This is a genomic window from Mycobacterium sp. NGS33 (assembly GCF_059812885.1).
On the sequence record NZ_JCALDN010000001.1, the window covers coordinates 161,639 to 176,646 of the forward strand.

Consider the following 15,008-nt stretch of genomic DNA (forward strand, 5'->3'; position numbering starts at 1 on the left):
GGTCAGAGGCTGGCGTTGAGCCCCTTGAGGGGCATCTGCAGGTCGTCGAGCAGTTCCAGGTCAGATTCGGCGGGGCGACCCAGCGTGGTCAGGTAGTTGCCGACGATGACGGCGTTGATGCCGCCCAGGATGCCCTTCTTGGCGCCCAGGTCGCCCAGGGTGATCTCGCGGCCACCGGCGAACCGCAGCATGGTGCGCGGCAGCGCCAGCCGGAAGGCGGCCACCGACTTCAGCGCCTCGCTCGCCGGCATCACCTCCAGGTCGCCGAACGGGGTGCCCGGTCGCGGGTTCAGGAAGTTCAGCGGCACCTCGTCGGGGCCCAGTTCGGCCAGTTCGGCGGCGAACTCCGCGCGCTGCTCGAGGGTCTCACCCATGCCGAGGATGCCACCGCAGCAGACCTCCATGCCGGCATCGCGGACCATCGACAGTGTCTCCCAGCGCTCCTCCCAGCTGTGAGTGGTCACGACGTTGGTGAAGAAGGAACGGGCGGTCTCGAGGTTGTGGTTGTAGCGATGCACGCCCATCTCGGCGAGCTGCTCGACCTGCTCGGCCGTCAGCATCCCCAGCGAGCAGGCGATGTTGATGTCGACCTCGTTGCGGATCGCCTCGATGCCGGCCGCGACCTGCGCCAGCAGCCGCTCGTCGGGGCCGCGCACCGCGGCCACGATGCAGAATTCGGTGGCGCCGGACTTGGCCGTCTGCTTGGCGGCCTCGACCAGGCTGGGGATGTCGAGCCGGGCGCTGCGCACCGGCGACGCGAACAGCCCCGACTGCGAACAGAAGTGACAGTCCTCCGGGCAGCCGCCGGTCTTGAGGCTGATGATGCCCTCGACCTCGACCTCGGGGCCGCACCAGCGCATCCGCACCTCGTGGGCGAGCGCCAGCAGTTCGTCGAGCCGGTCGTCGGACAGCTGCAGCACCCGCAGCACCTGGTCCCGGTTCAACCCCTGGCCGTCCTGAAGCACCTGCTGCCGGGCCACTGCCACGATGTCCTCGTCGTTGCCCATTTCGGCCGCCGGTCGCGTTGCCGCTTGAGTCACCAGGTACTCCCCTGCCTCTTTCTCGTGTCCGCGCGTGGGGACACATCTGCCACGTGGTGGTGGCAGCGTTGAATGAAAAGGTGTTCAAAGTAGGGTAACGGCCGAAGGACGGGACCAACCTATGGGTATACGACCACGGTGACTCCGCACGTCGAATACCTGGCGCACCACTACTTGCTGCTGGCGGCGCCGGCGTTTCTGCCTGCGGTGATCGTCGTCGGAGTGATCCTGTACATCGCGCTGCGGGACCGGCGTGCGGGCCGCAACACCACGGGCGCCGCGCCCGACGACTCCCGTGCCGACACGCCGGACAAAAAGTGTGATTGACGAGCCCGGGATCGGGGCATTAAGAAAACAATCACGACCCTACTTGACAGTAATAAGGGGTTGACGGAATCGGATCCTCCGGGGCAGCCCGGCGCGGTTGGGAGGCACGACGATGCGGTCGAACGAACTGACGATTGTTGCTGAGGCACCGGCCCGCGGTGCGGGACTGAACCAGGTGATCGGGCTGTCGATTGCCGCGCTGGTGATCACCCTGCTGTTGCTGTGGGTGGGGTATGCCCACCGCACCCATCGCATCGAGTGGCTGACCCGTGTCGCCGACCGGCTGGGCGACAAATTCCACCGGCCCGGCTGGGTCGCGCTGCCCGTCCTGGTGTTCACCACGTCGATCATCTGCGCGCTGTTCGGATTCATCTGGGACGTCAGCTGGCATATCGGCAACGGCCGCGATCCCGGCCCGTTGGCCAACCCGGCGCACTACTTCATCATCATCGGATTGTTCGGTATTTTCCTGGGCGGCATGACGGCGGTGGTGCTGCCGTTCGACAGGCCCGGCCCGGCCGCGGTGCGGATCACGCAGAACTGGTACGCCCCGGTGGGCGGCGTGCTGATGGCCGGCTGCGGACTGTACGCGATGATCGGCTTCCCGCTCGACGACATCTGGCACCGCATCTTCGGCCAGGACGTAACCCTCTGGGGTCCAACGCATTTGATGATGATCGGCGGTGCCTGCTTTTCATTGTTCGCGGTGCTGATGCTGGAGCGTGAAGGCGAGGCCGAAGAGGGCGAGGACGTCTACCACGGCGTCGTCATCACCTTCTTGCGCTACCTGTCCTTCGGCGGACTGTTCATCGGCTTGTCGGTCTATCAGATCGAGTTCGACTTCGGCGTCCCGCAGTTCCGCCTGGTGTTCCAGCCCATGCTGATCGCCGGCGCGGCGGCCCTCGCGGCGGTCGCCGCACGCACCACCATGGGGCGGGGCGCGGCCGTCATCGCGGCGGTCTTCGCCATCGCCCTGCGCGGCGGGGTGGCTTTGCTGGTCGGGCCGGTACTCGGGGCCCCGACCAATTGGTTCCCGCTCTACCTCGGTCCCGCGCTGGCGGTCGAGCTGATCGCCTTGACTCCGCTTGTCAAGCGCCCCATCGTGTTTGGCGCCGTCGCCGGGCTGGGCGTGGGCACGGTCGGGCTGTGGCTGGAGTCGCTGTGGATTGCGGCGGTCTACCACTACCCATGGCCGATCAGCATGTGGGGTGAGGCCCTGGCCATGGCCGTGCCGGTCGCGGTCCTGATGGGCATGTGCGGCGCCCTGTTCGGCATGGTGCTCACCGGACAGCGCCTGCCGGGCCGGGCGGTCGGGATCTCGGTGGTGGCGGCCACGGTGCTGGTGATCGGTGGTGCGGTGGCCAACGGACTGCACATCGTGGTGCCGGGCCAGAACAACGCCACGATCACGTTGACCGATCTGCCCAGCGCGCCGGGACAGCGCATGGTGTCGGCCGACGTCCAGCTCCTGCCCGCCGACATGGTCAGCGACAATCCGGACTGGCTGACGATCCTGTCCTGGCAGGGCCGCATGAACAACGACCGGGGGCTGGTCATCGACCGGCTCGCCAAGGTCGGGCCGGGCCACTACCGCTCCACCCAGCCGGTTCCGGTGTGGGGGGACTGGAAGACCCTGCTGCGCGTGCAGGACGGCCGAACCATGACGGCCGTGCCGATCTGGGAACCGGCGGACGCGGCGATCCCGGCCCCCGAGGTTCCCGCGCTGACATCGAGCACGCGGCCGTTCGTCCTGGAGGTCACCATCCTGCAGCGCGAACGCGACCAGAGCGCGCCGGCCTGGTTGTTCACCGCCGGCGGGATCGTGGTGCTGTTCCTGACGCTGATGGTGATCGCCGGATTGACGTGGGGCGCGGGCCGGCTGAACAACTCCGTCGCCGAGCCCGAACCCGTCGAGGACAAGCAACAGATCCCCCGGGCGGCGTGAACCCATGACACTTCGCGCCACCCTCATTGCGGCGTCGGCGGCGGCGCTGGCGTGCGGCCTGGTCGGTTGCGGTGGTTCGGCTGACAAGTCACCGGCCGCCCCGCTGACGGTCGACGTGACCATCGCCAACGGTCAGGTCACTCCCACCAACGCCACGCTGCAGGCCAAGGTGCATCAGCAGATCACCCTGCACGTGACCAGCGACGCCACCGACGAGTTGCACGTGCATTCGACGCCCGATCACAAGTTCGCGGTCCAGGCCGCGCCCAACCAGACGTTCCAGTTCGCCGTCGACGTTCCCGGAAACGTCGCGGTGGAGCTGCACCATCTGGATCGCACCGTCGCGACCATCCAAGTCCAGCCGTGAGCTTCGCCGCCGCGGCGGTGGTGCTCGCGCACGGGCTCGGCGGTTCGGGTGACCTGCCGGTGCCGTATGCCTACGCGATGGTCGGGGCGGCCTGGGCCCTGACGTTCACCTTCGCCCTCGTGGCGTTCGCCTGGCGCCGGCCGCGGTTCGATCCGCAGAAGCCGGGTCGGCCCTTACCGGCGGCGCTGACGACCTTCGTCGACTCCCGGGTGACGCGATGGTTCGCCGCCGGGCTGGCCCTGGTGTTCGCGGCCTGGGTGGTGGCCGCCGGGGTGTGGGGTCCCGAATCGGAGTCCAACGGCCTGCTGGGCGCGTTCTACGTGCTGCTGTGGGTCGGGCTGGTGGCGTTGTCGTTGTTCGTCGGTCCGGTGTGGCGGGTCATCTCGCCGATGCGCACCGTCTATCTGCTGCTGCGGCGCGTCACCCCGGAACGGTTTGGCCGGCCGCGGCTGACCTACCCCGAAACCTGGGGCTACCGGCCCGCCGCAGTCGGCCTGTTCGCCTTCGTCTGGATGGAGCTGGCCTCCCCGAACTCCGCGTCGCTGCCCTGGGTCACGACGTGGATCGCCTGCTACGCCGCGCTGATGCTGGCCGGCGCGTGGCTGTGCGGACAGCGCTGGCTGGCCCGCGCCGACCCGTTCGGCGTGTACAGCGTGGCCGTCTCCCGGCTCTCGCCCTTTCGCCGCAACCCCGACACGCAGCGGATCGTCGTCGGCAACCCGCTCGACCATCTGCCGTCGCTGCCGGTGCGGCCCGGTGTCGTGGTCGTGCTGGCGGTGCTGCTGGGGTCGACTGCGTTCGACAGCTTCTCGTCGTCGCCGACGTGGCGTGGTTTCTCCGACCAGCTGACCCGCGAGTTCGGCGCGCCCCCGACGCTGGCGTCGTCGATGCTACGCACGCTCGGGCTGATCGTCTTCATTTGCGTTGTGGCGGTGACCTTTTCGCTCGCCGCACGCGCCACCGGCGGCGTCAGCAAAGAGCAGCGTCGCGAATTGCCCGGCCAGATGGCGCATTCGCTGATCCCGATCGTGGTGGGCTACATCTTCGCGCACTACCTGTCCTACCTGGTCGAGCGCGGCCAGCAGGCGGTGTTCGCCCTGGCCGATCCGTTCGGCCACGGCTGGAACCTGCTCGGCCTGGCGCACCTGCACGTGGCGTACGTGTTGTCCATGCACCCGCCGGTGCTCGCCGCCGTCAAGGTGACCTGCGTGGTCACCGGCCATATCGTCGCGGTGATCGCGGCCCACGACAAGGCCCTGCGGCTGCTGCCCGCCGGCCATCAGCTCACCGGGCAGCTGACCATGATGCTGGTGATGGTCGGCTACACCTTCACCGGTTTGTATTTGCTCTTCGGGGGCTAATCGCCGATCGGGTGCTCGACCTTCTTGTTGCCGTCCCAGCGGCGCAAACCCGCGAAGCTGCCTCGGATCTGGGCGGGCCGGCCCGCGATGCGCAGCGCCCGCCCGAGCTGGGCGCCTCCGACCCGCCGCGCCAGCGTGACGTGTGCGGTCCACTCGCCGGGCAGGCTGTTGGGCATCGGCCCCGGCGTCAAATGCGGCCCGCAGCACCGGTGCACCTCGGCATGCAGGTCCAACAGCTCGACGGTTGGCACCACCAGCCGCGCGAAAACCGCGGTGGCGCGGCCGAATAGCACCGGCGCCCCGATGACGCAGGGCAGCGGCAGGCGATCGCGCACCGCGCGCAGCGGCCCGTCGACGTCGGGCGCGATGCCGTCGGCGACGGCCAGCGTCACGTGCGGCCGGCTGGCCGGCGCCTGGCTGGGAATCCCCGCGGCGGCCAACGCTGCCCAGATGGTGCGGATCGTCGCCTCGGTGTCGCGGTCGAAGACCAGCTCGATGGATCCGACCATCAGCCCACCAGCGTGGTGACCCAGTCGCGCTCGAATGCCCGGGCGCACAGCGTCGCAAAGTCGGCGGCCTCCAGCGACGCGGCCCCTTCCGGCAGCGCGGCGCGCACCGGGGCCAGCCGGGCCAGCGCGGACCGGTTCGTCGTCTCCACCACGCCGGGCCGGCGGGGCCAGCTGCCGATGACCAGCCCGGCACACGAAAGATTCTGCGCGGCAAGCGATTCCAGGGTCAGCGCGGTGTGGTTGAGGGTGCCCAACGACGGGCTGACCACCACCAGCACCGCGGCACCCAGCGCGACGGCGAGATCACGTGCGGTGACACCGTTTTCGCCGAGCTCGACCAGCAGTCCCCCGGCACCCTCGACCAACGTCAGCCGCCCCGGCCGGTCCAGCTCCTCGATGACCGCCAGCAGCTCGTCGCGGGTGGGCAGCGCCATTCCGGCCGCCTCGGCGGCGGCCACCGGCGCCATCGGCTGCGGGTAGCGACCGACGCCGGCCAGCGCGGTCACCCCGGACAGCCGGGCCACCTCGGCGAGGTCGTCGTCGCCGTCGTCGATGCCGGTCTGGACCGGTTTGCACACCGCCACGTCGATCCCGGCCTGACGGGCGTGACAGGCCAGCGCCGCGGTGACGACCGTCTTGCCGACCCCGGTGTCGGTGCCGGTGACGACCAGAACCGTCACCGGCGTGCCTCAACGCAGCTCAGCGAGCACATCGGACAGCACCCGGCGCGCGACCTCCAGCTCGGCCTCGTCCAGCGACGCGCGCGCGGTCAGCCGCAGCCGCGACGTCCCGGCGGGCACGGTCGGGGGCCGGAAGCATCCCACCCGCACCCCCGCGTCCAGGCAGGCGGTCGCGGCGGCCACCGCCACGTCCGGGTCGCCGAGGATCACCGAGACCACCGCCGATTGCGGCACCTCGGCCACCCCACACGCCTCGGCGAGCAGGGCCGCGTGGCGCAACACCGCGTCGGCGCGCCGGGGTTCGGACCGCAGCACGCCGAGCGCGGCCCGTGCGGCGCCCACCGCCGCCGGGGCAAGGCCGGTGTCGAAGATGAACGTGCGCGCGGCGTCGATGAGATGCGCCCGTACCGACGCCGGCCCCAGCACCGCGCCGCCCTGGCTGCCCAGCGCCTTGGACAGCGTGGTGGTCATGACGATGTCGGGGGCCCCGGCCAGCCCGGCTTCGTGCAGCAGCCCGCGCCCGCCGCCGCGCACGCCCAGGCCGTGCGCCTCGTCGACGATGAGCAGGGCGCGGTGCGCGCGGCACACCTCGTGCAATTCGCGCAGCGGCGCCAGCGCACCGTCGGTGGAAAACACCGACTCGGTGATGACGACCGCGCGCTCCTCGGCGCGCGCCTGCAGCGCGGCCGCCACGGCACCCACGTCGCGGTGCGGCGTCACCGCCACCCGCGCCCGCGACAGCCGGCACGCGTCCACCAGCGACGCGTGGGACAGCTCATCGGAGACCAGCAGCGAACCCCGGCCCGACAGGCCGACGACGGCGCCCAGGTTGGCCGCGTACCCGGAGGAGAACAGCAGCCCCGACTCCGCGCCGACGTAGTCGGCCAGCTCGGTCTCGAACTGCTGGTGCAGTTCGGTGTCGCCGGTGACCAGCCGGGATCCGGTGGCCCCGGCGCCCCACAGGCGCAGCGCGGCGACGCCGCCGTCGATCACGTCGGGGTGCTGGGACAGCCCGAGGTAGTCGTTGGAGGCCAGGTCCAGCTCGGCGGCGACGGCCGGACGCGGTCGCAACGAGCGGCGCAGCCCGGCCTCGCGGCGCTGCCGTTCCACCGCCTCCAGCCAGGCCAGCGGGGACAGCTCGATCGGTGCCTTCATCGGCGTTCAGCCTAGTGGCGAGCGCCCGCGCGGCGAAGCGGGGCGCCGCGGGTCGTCACCGTCAGCCGACGAGGCGCGCGACCTCGACCATCGCCGAGGTGATCTGGGCGATCTCACCGGGCGTGCAGATGTAGGGCGGCATGGCGTAGACCAGGTTGCGAAACGGGCGCAGCCAGACGCCGTGGTCCAGGGCGGCCGGCGTGGCCACGGCCAGGTCGACCGGCCGCTCGCATTCGATGACGCCGATGGCGCCGCGCACCCGCACGTCGCGCACGCCGGGCAGCGCCCGGGCCGGTTCGAGCCCGGCCGCCAGGCCGGCGCCGATCTCGGCGACCCGCGAGCGCCAGTCCTGCCCGAGCAGCACCTCGACGCTGGCCACCGACACCGCGCAGGCCAGCGCGTTGGCCATGAACGTGGGGCCGTGCATCAGCGCCCCGGCCTCTCCCGCGCTGATGGTGTGGGCGATGTCGGTCGTGCACAAAGTGGCGGCCAGGGTGAGGTATCCCCCGGTCAGCGCCTTGCCGACGCACATGATGTCGGGGCTCACCCCGGCGTGGTCGGCCGCGAAGAGCTCGCCGGTGCGCCCGAAGCCGGTGGCGATCTCGTCGAAAATCAGCAGCACCTCGTGCCGTTGACAGATGTCGCGCAGGTCGCGCAGGTATTGCGGGTCGTGGAAGCGCATGCCGCCCGCGCCCTGGACGACGGGCTCGACGACGACGGCGGCCAGCTCGGCGGCGTGCCGGGCCAGTTGTTCCTCGAACGCGGCGCTGTAGGCGGGGTCGTACTCGCGGGGCACCTGCGGGGCGAACACCTGCCGGGCCAGGATGTCGGTCCACAGCGAGTGCATGCCGCCGTCGGGGTCGCAGACGGACATCGGGGTGAAGGTGTCGCCGTGGTAGCCGCCGCGCCAGGTCATCAGCCGGTGCTTGCCGGGCCGGTCGCGGCTGCGCCAGTACTGCAGCGCCATCTTCACCGCCACCTCCACCGACACCGATCCGGAGTCGCTGAAGAAGACCGTCTGCAGCCCCGCCGGGGTGATGTCCACCAGCAGCTGGGCCAGCCGCGCCGCGGGTTCGTGGGTCAGCCCGCCGAACATGACGTGGTTCATCGCGCCGAGCTGGCCCGTGACGGCGGCGTCCAGCACCGGGTGGCCGTGCCCGTGGATGGCGGTCCACCAGGAGCTCATGGCGTCGAGCGCCTCGATCGGTGCGCCGTCGCGGATCAGGGTGAGCCAGGCGCCGCGCGCGCCGACCGCGACCACGGGGGCGACGGCTTCGGCGCCGATGGTGCTGTAGGGGTGCCACAGGTGCGCGGCGTCGATCGCGCTGATCTGCTCGGGCGTGAGCCCGGCCTTCGCCGCGGGCATAGTGATCGAGGGTAAAGCAGCCGATTCGCGCAAAACTCCGACGTCGGGAACCATGGGACATCATGGCCACGTCGCAGCAGTCCGACAGCGCAGCGCCGGGACCCGAGGCCGGCCCCGCGCTCGGGCCCGGATGGTCCAGGGACACCCACTACCCGCTGGTGGATTACGACGACGAGGCTCCCCGGGTGATCCGGGTGCGGCTGGCGCCATGGGACGTCGTGTGCACCGTCGTGCTGCTGATCCTGCTCGCGGTGCTGGCCACGGCGACCACCTGGCCGACGCGGCTTTTCGGCTTTCTGGCGAACGTCTGCGAGGACGAGACCTGCGGACCGGTTCCGTACGGGTTGGACCTGTACATCCACCCGGTGGTGTGGGGCGGGATCGGTGCGGCCATCACGGCCGCCGTCGTCGGACCGGTCGTCTCGATCCTGAAGGGCTGGTACATGTCCTTCTGGCCGGTGCTGGCCCTGGCGCTCGTCATGGTGAGCTCGGTGGCCGGAACGCTGCTGACGATGTTCAGCGAACGCTACTGGCTCTGATCGCCGCGCCGGCGCCCTCCGCCGCGACCGGCGATCCCATCGCCGAGTGAGACCGAAATCACAACTGCGCATACGGAATTCGGGGCGCCTGTCACCGTCCGGTCACGGTACGACAAAAAATCCCGCCTGGACCTGGCGGCTAACACCATCTGTTGTCAAAGTGGCTTGTGTGACTGATGTGAATACAGCGGGCGACCGCTGATTCACGTCGCAAGCGCCATGGACGGCGCCGGCCCCAGCGTGGGGGCCGTCGCTCGGTTCATGGACCGGGGGCGGACGCGCGAGGTCACCGCGTCGAGGCCCATTGAGCGCCTGGAGAGGCCAGAAAAATGAAACGCATCTACGCCTTCGCGATCGGTTTGGCCCTGCTCGGGGCGCCGATGGTGGTTCCCACCATCGCGGCCGCCGACCCGGGCGCCAGGTCGATGGACTACCAGCAGGCCACCGACGTGGTGATCGCCCGCGGTCTCTCGCAGCGCGGTGTGCCGTTCTCCTGGGCCGGTGGCGGCATCAACGGCCCCACCCGCGGCAGCGGCACCGGTATCAACACCGTCGGTTTCGACGCCTCCGGGCTGATGCAGTACGCCTACGCCGGCGCCGGCATCAAGCTGCCGCGGTCGTCGGGCGCGATCTACCGGGTCGGCCAGAAGATCCTGCCGCAGCAGGCCCGCAAGGGTGACCTGATCTTCTACGGCCCCGAGGGCACCCAGAGCGTCGCGATGTACCTGGGCAACAACCAGATGCTCGAGGTCGGCGACGTCGTGCAGGTCTCCCCGGTGCGCACCAACGGCATGACGCCCTACATGGTCCGGGTGCTCGGCGCGACGCCGGCGCAGCAGGCCCCGTTGCAGCAGGCCCCGCAGCAGCTGCCCACCCAGCAGGCGCCGCTGCAGCAGGCACCGGCACAGCAGCTGCCGGCTCAGCAGTCGCCGTACCAGCAGGCCCCGCAACAGCTGCCCACCCAGCAGGCCCCGCTGCAGCAGGCCCCGGCCCAGCAGTCGCCGTACCAGCAGGCCCCGCAGCAGCTGCCCACGCAGCAGGCACCGCTGCAGCAGTCGCCGTACCAGCAGGCGCCCGTGCAGCTGCCGGCCCAGCAGTCGCCGTTGCAGCCGACCGGCGCCGGCATCGGCAGGTAAATTCCGGGCCGTTTCTTGGCGATCCGGCACCCGCCACCGGCACCCCGGCCGCCCGGGCGGAGGCTCAGCGACCCGCTGAGCAGCCTCCCCACCGCGAGCTGTCGGGAGCCGGTGGCGGGTTTTCGGTAAATTGACTGGCGATCATGCCGACCCCGCCACCGTCTCCCGCACCGGACGCCACCGCCGATTCGTCCGCCGCGGGAACGCGCAGCACGGGGTCCCAGGGGTTCTACCGCTACGACCTGGACGGCCTGCGCGGTGTCGCCATTGCGCTGGTCGCCGCCTTCCATATCTGGTTCGGCCGGGTCTCCGGCGGCGTGGACGTGTTCCTGGCGCTGTCGGGATTCTTCTTCGGCGGCAAGATCATTCGCGCCGCATTGAACCCGGCCGTCACGCTGTCGCCGGTGGCCGAGGTGATCCGGCTCATCCGGCGGCTGGTTCCGGCCCTGGTCGTGGTGCTGGCCGGTTGCGCGGTGCTGACCATCCTGGTGCAGCCCGAGACCCGGTGGGAGACCTTCGCCGACCAGAGCCTGGCCAGCCTCGGCTACTACCAGAACTGGGAGCTGGCCAACACCGCCTCGGACTACCTGCGGGCGGGCGAGGCCGTCAGCCCGTTGCAGCACATCTGGTCGATGTCGGTGCAGGGCCAGTTCTACGTCAGCTTCCTGCTGTTGATCGCCGGCTTGGCCCTGCTGTTCCGGCGCCCGCCCCGGCTGCGGCCCGCGTTGGTGGGGGTCCTGACCGCGTTGACGGTGGCCTCGTTTGTGTACGCGATCATCGCCCATCAGCAGGACCAGGCGGCCGCCTACTACAACAGCTTCGCGCGAGGGTGGGAGTTGTTGCTGGGAGCGCTGGTCGGTGCGCTGGTGGGCCGCATCCGCTGGCCCATGTGGTTGCGGACGATGCTGGCCACGGTCGCGCTAGTGGCGGTGCTGTCCTGCGGGGCGCTGATCGACGGCGTGCACGAGTTCCCCGGCCCGTGGGCGCTGGTGCCGGTCGGCGCCGCCATGCTGATGATCCTGGTCGGAGCCAACCTGCAGGGCGGCGGCGCGGGTGGGAGGCTGCCGCTGCCCAATCGGCTGCTGGCGACGCGGCCGCTGGTCGAGCTGGGCGCCATGGCGTACGCGCTCTACCTGTGGCACTGGCCGCTGCTCATCTTCTGGCTGTCCTACAGCGGGCACAAGCACGCCGGCGTCGTCGAAGGCGCGGTGCTGCTGTTGGTGTCCGGGGTGCTGGCGTATCTGACGAACCGGCTCGTCGAGGACCCGCTGCGCTACCGCGCATCCTCGAAACCGGCCGCCGCGCCGGCACCGACCATTCCGTGGGCCACGCGGCTGGCCCGGCCGACGATGGCCCTGGGATCGGCCATCGTGCTGCTGGGCGTGACCCTGACGGCGACCTCATTCACCTGGCGTCAGCACGTCACCGTCCTGCGGTCGGCCGGCAAGGAGCTCAGCGTCCTCAACCCGCAGGACTACCCCGGCGCTCGCGCCCTCACCGAACACGTGCGGGTGCCCGCGCTGCCCATGCGTCCCACCGTCTTGGAGGTCAAACAGGACCTGCCCGCCTCCACCCGGGACGGCTGCATCAGCGACTTCGTCAACCCCGCGGTGGTCACCTGCACCTACGGCGACATCGCCGCCGACCGGACCATCGCGCTGGCGGGCGGATCGCACGCCGAACACTGGCTGCCCGCGCTGGACATCCTGGGCAAGCTGCACCACTTCAAGGTCGTGACGTACCTCAAGATGGGCTGCCCGCTGTCGACCGAGCAGGTCCCGCTGATCATGGGCAACAACGCCCCGTACCCGCAATGCCGGGAGTGGGTGCAGCGGACGATGACCAAACTCGTCACCGACCGGCCCGACTACGTGTTCACCACCACCACGCGGCCGTGGAACATCAAGTCCGGCGACGTGATGCCCGCCACCTATATCGGCATCTGGCAGACGTTGTCCGACAACAACATTCCGATTCTCGGGATGCGGGACACGCCGTGGCTGGTGAAGAACGGCCAGCCGTTCGACCCGGCGGACTGCCTCGCCAAACGCAACGGCACGCCGCAGTCCTGCGCGATCAAGCGTTCCGACATGCTCTCCGACCGCAACCAGACGCTCGACTTCGTCGCGCAGTTCCCGCAGCTCAAGGTGCTCGACATGTCCGACGCGATCTGCCGCGCCGACGTGTGCCGCCCGGTCGAGGGGAACATCCTGATCTATCACGGCGCCCACCACCTCTCGCCCACCTACGTGCGGACCATGGCACCCGAATTGGGCCGCCAGATCGCCGAGGCGACCGGCTGGTGGTGACCCGGCTTACTCCTGGCCGCTACCGCGCGTGAGGCCAACCCCGCGCGGATAAGGTCGTTAGGTGTCAACCAACAGTCCCGCTTCAGAACCAGGCGGTAACCACCAACCCAAGCTGGCCACCGTGTGGCCGGGAAACCCGTATCCGCTCGGCGCCTCCTACGACGGCGCGGGAACCAACTTCTCGTTGTTCTCCGAAATCGCCGAGAAGGTCGAGCTGTGCCTGATCGACCATCACGGCAGCGAGTCGCGGATTCCCCTGGACGAGGTGGACGGATTCGTCTGGCACGCGTACCTGCCGAACATCACTCCGGGCCAGCGCTACGGCTTTCGGGTCTACGGCCCCTTCGACCCGGCCGCCGGCCACCGGTGTGACCCCAGCAAGCTGCTGCTCGACCCGTACGGCAAGGCTTTTCACGGCGACTTCACCTTCGGTCAGGCGCTGTTCTCCTACGACATGAAGGCCTTCAACGAGAGGGACCCGGACGGACCCAACGCCGACGGGCTCGACCCGGGCGTTCCGCCGATGGTCGATTCGCTGGGCCACACCATGACCAGCGTGGTGAGCAATCCGTTCTTCGACTGGGGATCCGACCGCGCTCCGCTGACCCCGTACCACGAGACCGTCATCTACGAGGCCCACGTCAAGGGGATGACGCAGACCCATCCCAGCGTCCCCGAGGAGCTTCGGGGCACCTATGCCGGGCTGGCCCACCCGGCGATCATCGACCACCTCCGCTCGCTGCGGGTCACGGCCATCGAGCTGATGCCGGTGCACCAGTTCATGCACGACTCGCGGCTGCTGGACCTGGGTCTGCGAAACTACTGGGGCTACAACACGTTCGGCTATTTCGCGCCGCACAACCAGTACGCCGCCAACCGTACGTCCAGCGTCGCCGAGTTCAAGTCCATGGTGCGCAGCTTCCACGAAGCCGGCATCGAGGTGATCCTCGACGTGGTGTACAACCACACCGCCGAAGGCAATCACCTGGGGCCGACCATCAATTTCCGCGGCATCGACAACGCCGCCTACTACCGGCTCGACGATACCGACCTGCGGCGGTACAAGGACTACACCGGCACCGGCAACAGCCTCAACCCCCGCCACCCGCACGTGCTGCAGCTGATCATGGACTCGCTGCGCTACTGGGTGACCGAGATGCACGTCGACGGGTTCCGCTTCGATCTGGCCGCCACGCTGGCCCGCGAACTGCACGACGTCGACCGGTTGAGCGCGTTCTTCGATCTGGTGCAGCAGGATCCGATCGTCAGCCAGGTCAAACTGATCGCCGAACCGTGGGATGTCGGCGAGGGCGGCTACCAAGTCGGAAATTTCCCGGGTTTGTGGACCGAATGGAACGGGAAGTATCGCGATACTGTGCGCGATTACTGGCGGGGCGAACCCGCAACCCTTGGCGAGTTCGCTTCCCGGCTGACCGGGTCGTCGGACCTGTACGAGGCGACCGGCCGCCGTCCCAGCGCGAGCATCAACTTCGTCACCGCGCACGACGGGTTCACCCTGAACGACCTGGTGTCCTACAACGAGAAACACAACATGGCCAACGGGGAGGACAACCGGGACGGCGAGAGCCACAACCGGTCGTGGAACTGCGGCGTCGAGGGCCCCACCGACGACCCGGACATCACCGAGCTGCGCTACCGGCAGATGCGCAACTTCTGGGCGACGCTGATGCTCAGCCAGGGCACGCCGATGATCGCCCACGGCGACGAGTTCGGCCGCACCCAGAACGGCAACAACAACGTGTACTGCCAGGACTCCGAATTGTCTTGGATGGACTGGTCTTTGGTCGACAAGAACGCCGACCTGCTGGCGTTCGCCCGCAGGGTGACCACGCTGCGCAAGCGGCATCCGGTGTTTCGCCGGCGCCGGTTCTTCGAGGGCGAGCCGATCCGAACCGGCGACGAGGTGCGCGACATCGCCTGGCTGAATCCGAGCAGCCGCGAGATGACGCATGAGGACTGGGGCGAAAGCATTCACAAGTGCGTGGCGGTGTTCCTCAACGGTGAGGCCATCAGCGCACCCAACGCGCGCGGGGAACGGGTCGTCGACGACTCATTCCTGTTGTGTTTCAACGCCGGTGACGAGCCGGTGGAGTTCGCGACGCCGCACAGCGACTACGCGAAAGAGTGGACCGTGGAACTGGACACCAACGAACCGACGGGCCGCAAAGAAGGGGCCGACCAGGTGGTGACCGCCGAGGAGAAGGTGTCGCTACCCTCGCGCTCGCTGCTGGTATTGCGTAAGACGCAGTGACG

General features: G+C 69.5%; 13 protein-coding genes. 8 read left to right on the forward strand and 5 right to left on the reverse strand.

All coding sequences use genetic code 11. The features are described from left to right. Positions 1-2 precede the first annotated feature (2 nt). The gene (bioB, locus tag AC5Y5B_RS00680; protein WP_500002674.1) at positions 3-1,040 is read right to left on the reverse strand and encodes a biotin synthase BioB; all 1,038 of its coding nucleotides are present in this window, start codon (positions 1,038-1,040) and stop codon (positions 3-5) included. A 138-nt stretch (positions 1,041-1,178) separates the two neighbouring features. Here bioB and AC5Y5B_RS00685 point away from each other — a divergent pair, with 138 nt between their 5' ends. The 4 genes from AC5Y5B_RS00685 (at position 1,179) to AC5Y5B_RS00700 (ending at position 5,040) form a co-directional block, all read left to right on the forward strand. Next, a complete protein-coding gene (locus tag AC5Y5B_RS00685) occupies positions 1,179-1,367 on the forward strand; it encodes a hypothetical protein (protein ID WP_112633362.1) in 189 nt (62 codons plus the stop codon). Positions 1,368-1,479: 112 nt separating this feature from the next. After that, positions 1,480-3,312, forward strand: a complete 1,833-nt coding sequence (locus AC5Y5B_RS00690; protein WP_500002676.1) for a hypothetical protein — start codon at positions 1,480-1,482, stop codon at positions 3,310-3,312. Positions 3,313-3,316: 4 nt separating this feature from the next. Further along, the gene (locus AC5Y5B_RS00695; RefSeq protein ID WP_500002679.1) at positions 3,317-3,679 is read left to right on the forward strand and encodes a hypothetical protein; all 363 of its coding nucleotides are present in this window, start codon (positions 3,317-3,319) and stop codon (positions 3,677-3,679) included. Continuing rightward, complete coding sequence (locus tag AC5Y5B_RS00700; RefSeq protein ID WP_500002681.1) at positions 3,676-5,040, forward strand: hypothetical protein; 1,365 nt, start codon at positions 3,676-3,678, stop codon at positions 5,038-5,040. Before AC5Y5B_RS00695 ends, AC5Y5B_RS00700 begins: the two co-directional genes overlap by 4 nt. On the opposite strand, the gene AC5Y5B_RS00705 is transcribed toward AC5Y5B_RS00700, so the two are convergent. The 4 genes from AC5Y5B_RS00705 to AC5Y5B_RS00720 all read right to left on the reverse strand — a co-directional run bounded on the left by AC5Y5B_RS00705 (position 5,037) and on the right by AC5Y5B_RS00720 (position 8,750). Then, a complete protein-coding gene (locus tag AC5Y5B_RS00705) occupies positions 5,037-5,549 on the reverse strand; it encodes a 2'-5' RNA ligase family protein (RefSeq protein WP_500002683.1) in 513 nt (170 codons plus the stop codon). The two genes, AC5Y5B_RS00700 and AC5Y5B_RS00705, sit on opposite strands and share 4 nt — an antisense overlap. Then, entirely contained in the window at positions 5,549-6,229 is a 681-nt protein-coding gene (bioD, locus tag AC5Y5B_RS00710) for a dethiobiotin synthase (RefSeq protein WP_112633366.1), read from the reverse strand. The genes AC5Y5B_RS00705 and bioD overlap by 1 nt, the downstream gene beginning before the upstream one ends. A 9-nt stretch (positions 6,230-6,238) precedes the next feature. Then, positions 6,239-7,384 (reverse strand): 8-amino-7-oxononanoate synthase, encoded by a 1,146-nt coding sequence (locus tag AC5Y5B_RS00715; RefSeq protein ID WP_112633367.1) that lies wholly within the window; start codon positions 7,382-7,384, stop codon positions 6,239-6,241. A gap of 61 nt (positions 7,385-7,445) precedes the next feature. Beyond that, positions 7,446-8,750, reverse strand: coding sequence for an adenosylmethionine--8-amino-7-oxononanoate transaminase (locus AC5Y5B_RS00720; protein WP_500002685.1), 1,305 nt, complete (start codon positions 8,748-8,750; stop codon positions 7,446-7,448). Between the two features lie 62 nt (positions 8,751-8,812). Between AC5Y5B_RS00720 and AC5Y5B_RS00725 the strand changes: the two genes are divergently transcribed. The 4 genes from AC5Y5B_RS00725 (at position 8,813) to glgX (ending at position 15,006) form a co-directional block, all read left to right on the forward strand. Beyond that, positions 8,813-9,289, forward strand: coding sequence for a hypothetical protein (locus AC5Y5B_RS00725; protein WP_112633369.1), 477 nt, complete (start codon positions 8,813-8,815; stop codon positions 9,287-9,289). A 329-nt stretch (positions 9,290-9,618) separates the two neighbouring features. Continuing rightward, on the forward strand, positions 9,619-10,425 hold the full coding sequence (ripD, locus tag AC5Y5B_RS00730; protein WP_500002687.1) for an NlpC/P60 family peptidoglycan-binding protein RipD: 807 nt from the start codon (positions 9,619-9,621) through the stop codon (positions 10,423-10,425). 143 nt (positions 10,426-10,568) lie between these two features. Further along, the gene (gene sucT, locus AC5Y5B_RS00735; RefSeq protein WP_500002689.1) at positions 10,569-12,734 is read left to right on the forward strand and encodes an acetyltransferase SucT; all 2,166 of its coding nucleotides are present in this window, start codon (positions 10,569-10,571) and stop codon (positions 12,732-12,734) included. Positions 12,735-12,795: 61 nt separating this feature from the next. Beyond that, positions 12,796-15,006: a glycogen debranching protein GlgX gene (gene glgX, locus AC5Y5B_RS00740; protein ID WP_500002691.1), complete on the forward strand. Its 2,211-nt coding sequence runs from the start codon at positions 12,796-12,798 to the stop codon at positions 15,004-15,006. Positions 15,007-15,008: the final 2 nt, after the last annotated feature.

Excerpts from the sequence above, each read along its gene's own strand:
- AC5Y5B_RS00690 (WP_500002676.1), top strand. The coding sequence starts at position 1,480 with ATGCGGTCGAACGAACTGACGATTGTTGCTGAGGCACCGGCCCGCGGT.
- AC5Y5B_RS00695 (WP_500002679.1), top strand. The coding sequence starts at position 3,317 with ATGACACTTCGCGCCACCCTCATTGCGGCGTCGGCGGCGGCGCTGGCG.
- AC5Y5B_RS00705 (WP_500002683.1), bottom strand. The coding sequence starts at position 5,549 with ATGGTCGGATCCATCGAGCTGGTCTTCGACCGCGACACCGAGGCGACG.
- AC5Y5B_RS00715 (WP_112633367.1), bottom strand. The coding sequence starts at position 7,384 with ATGAAGGCACCGATCGAGCTGTCCCCGCTGGCCTGGCTGGAGGCGGTG.
- AC5Y5B_RS00720 (WP_500002685.1), bottom strand. The coding sequence starts at position 8,750 with ATGCCCGCGGCGAAGGCCGGGCTCACGCCCGAGCAGATCAGCGCGATC.
- AC5Y5B_RS00725 (WP_112633369.1), top strand. The coding sequence starts at position 8,813 with ATGGCCACGTCGCAGCAGTCCGACAGCGCAGCGCCGGGACCCGAGGCC.
- ripD (WP_500002687.1), top strand. The coding sequence starts at position 9,619 with ATGAAACGCATCTACGCCTTCGCGATCGGTTTGGCCCTGCTCGGGGCG.
- sucT (WP_500002689.1), top strand. The coding sequence starts at position 10,569 with ATGCCGACCCCGCCACCGTCTCCCGCACCGGACGCCACCGCCGATTCG.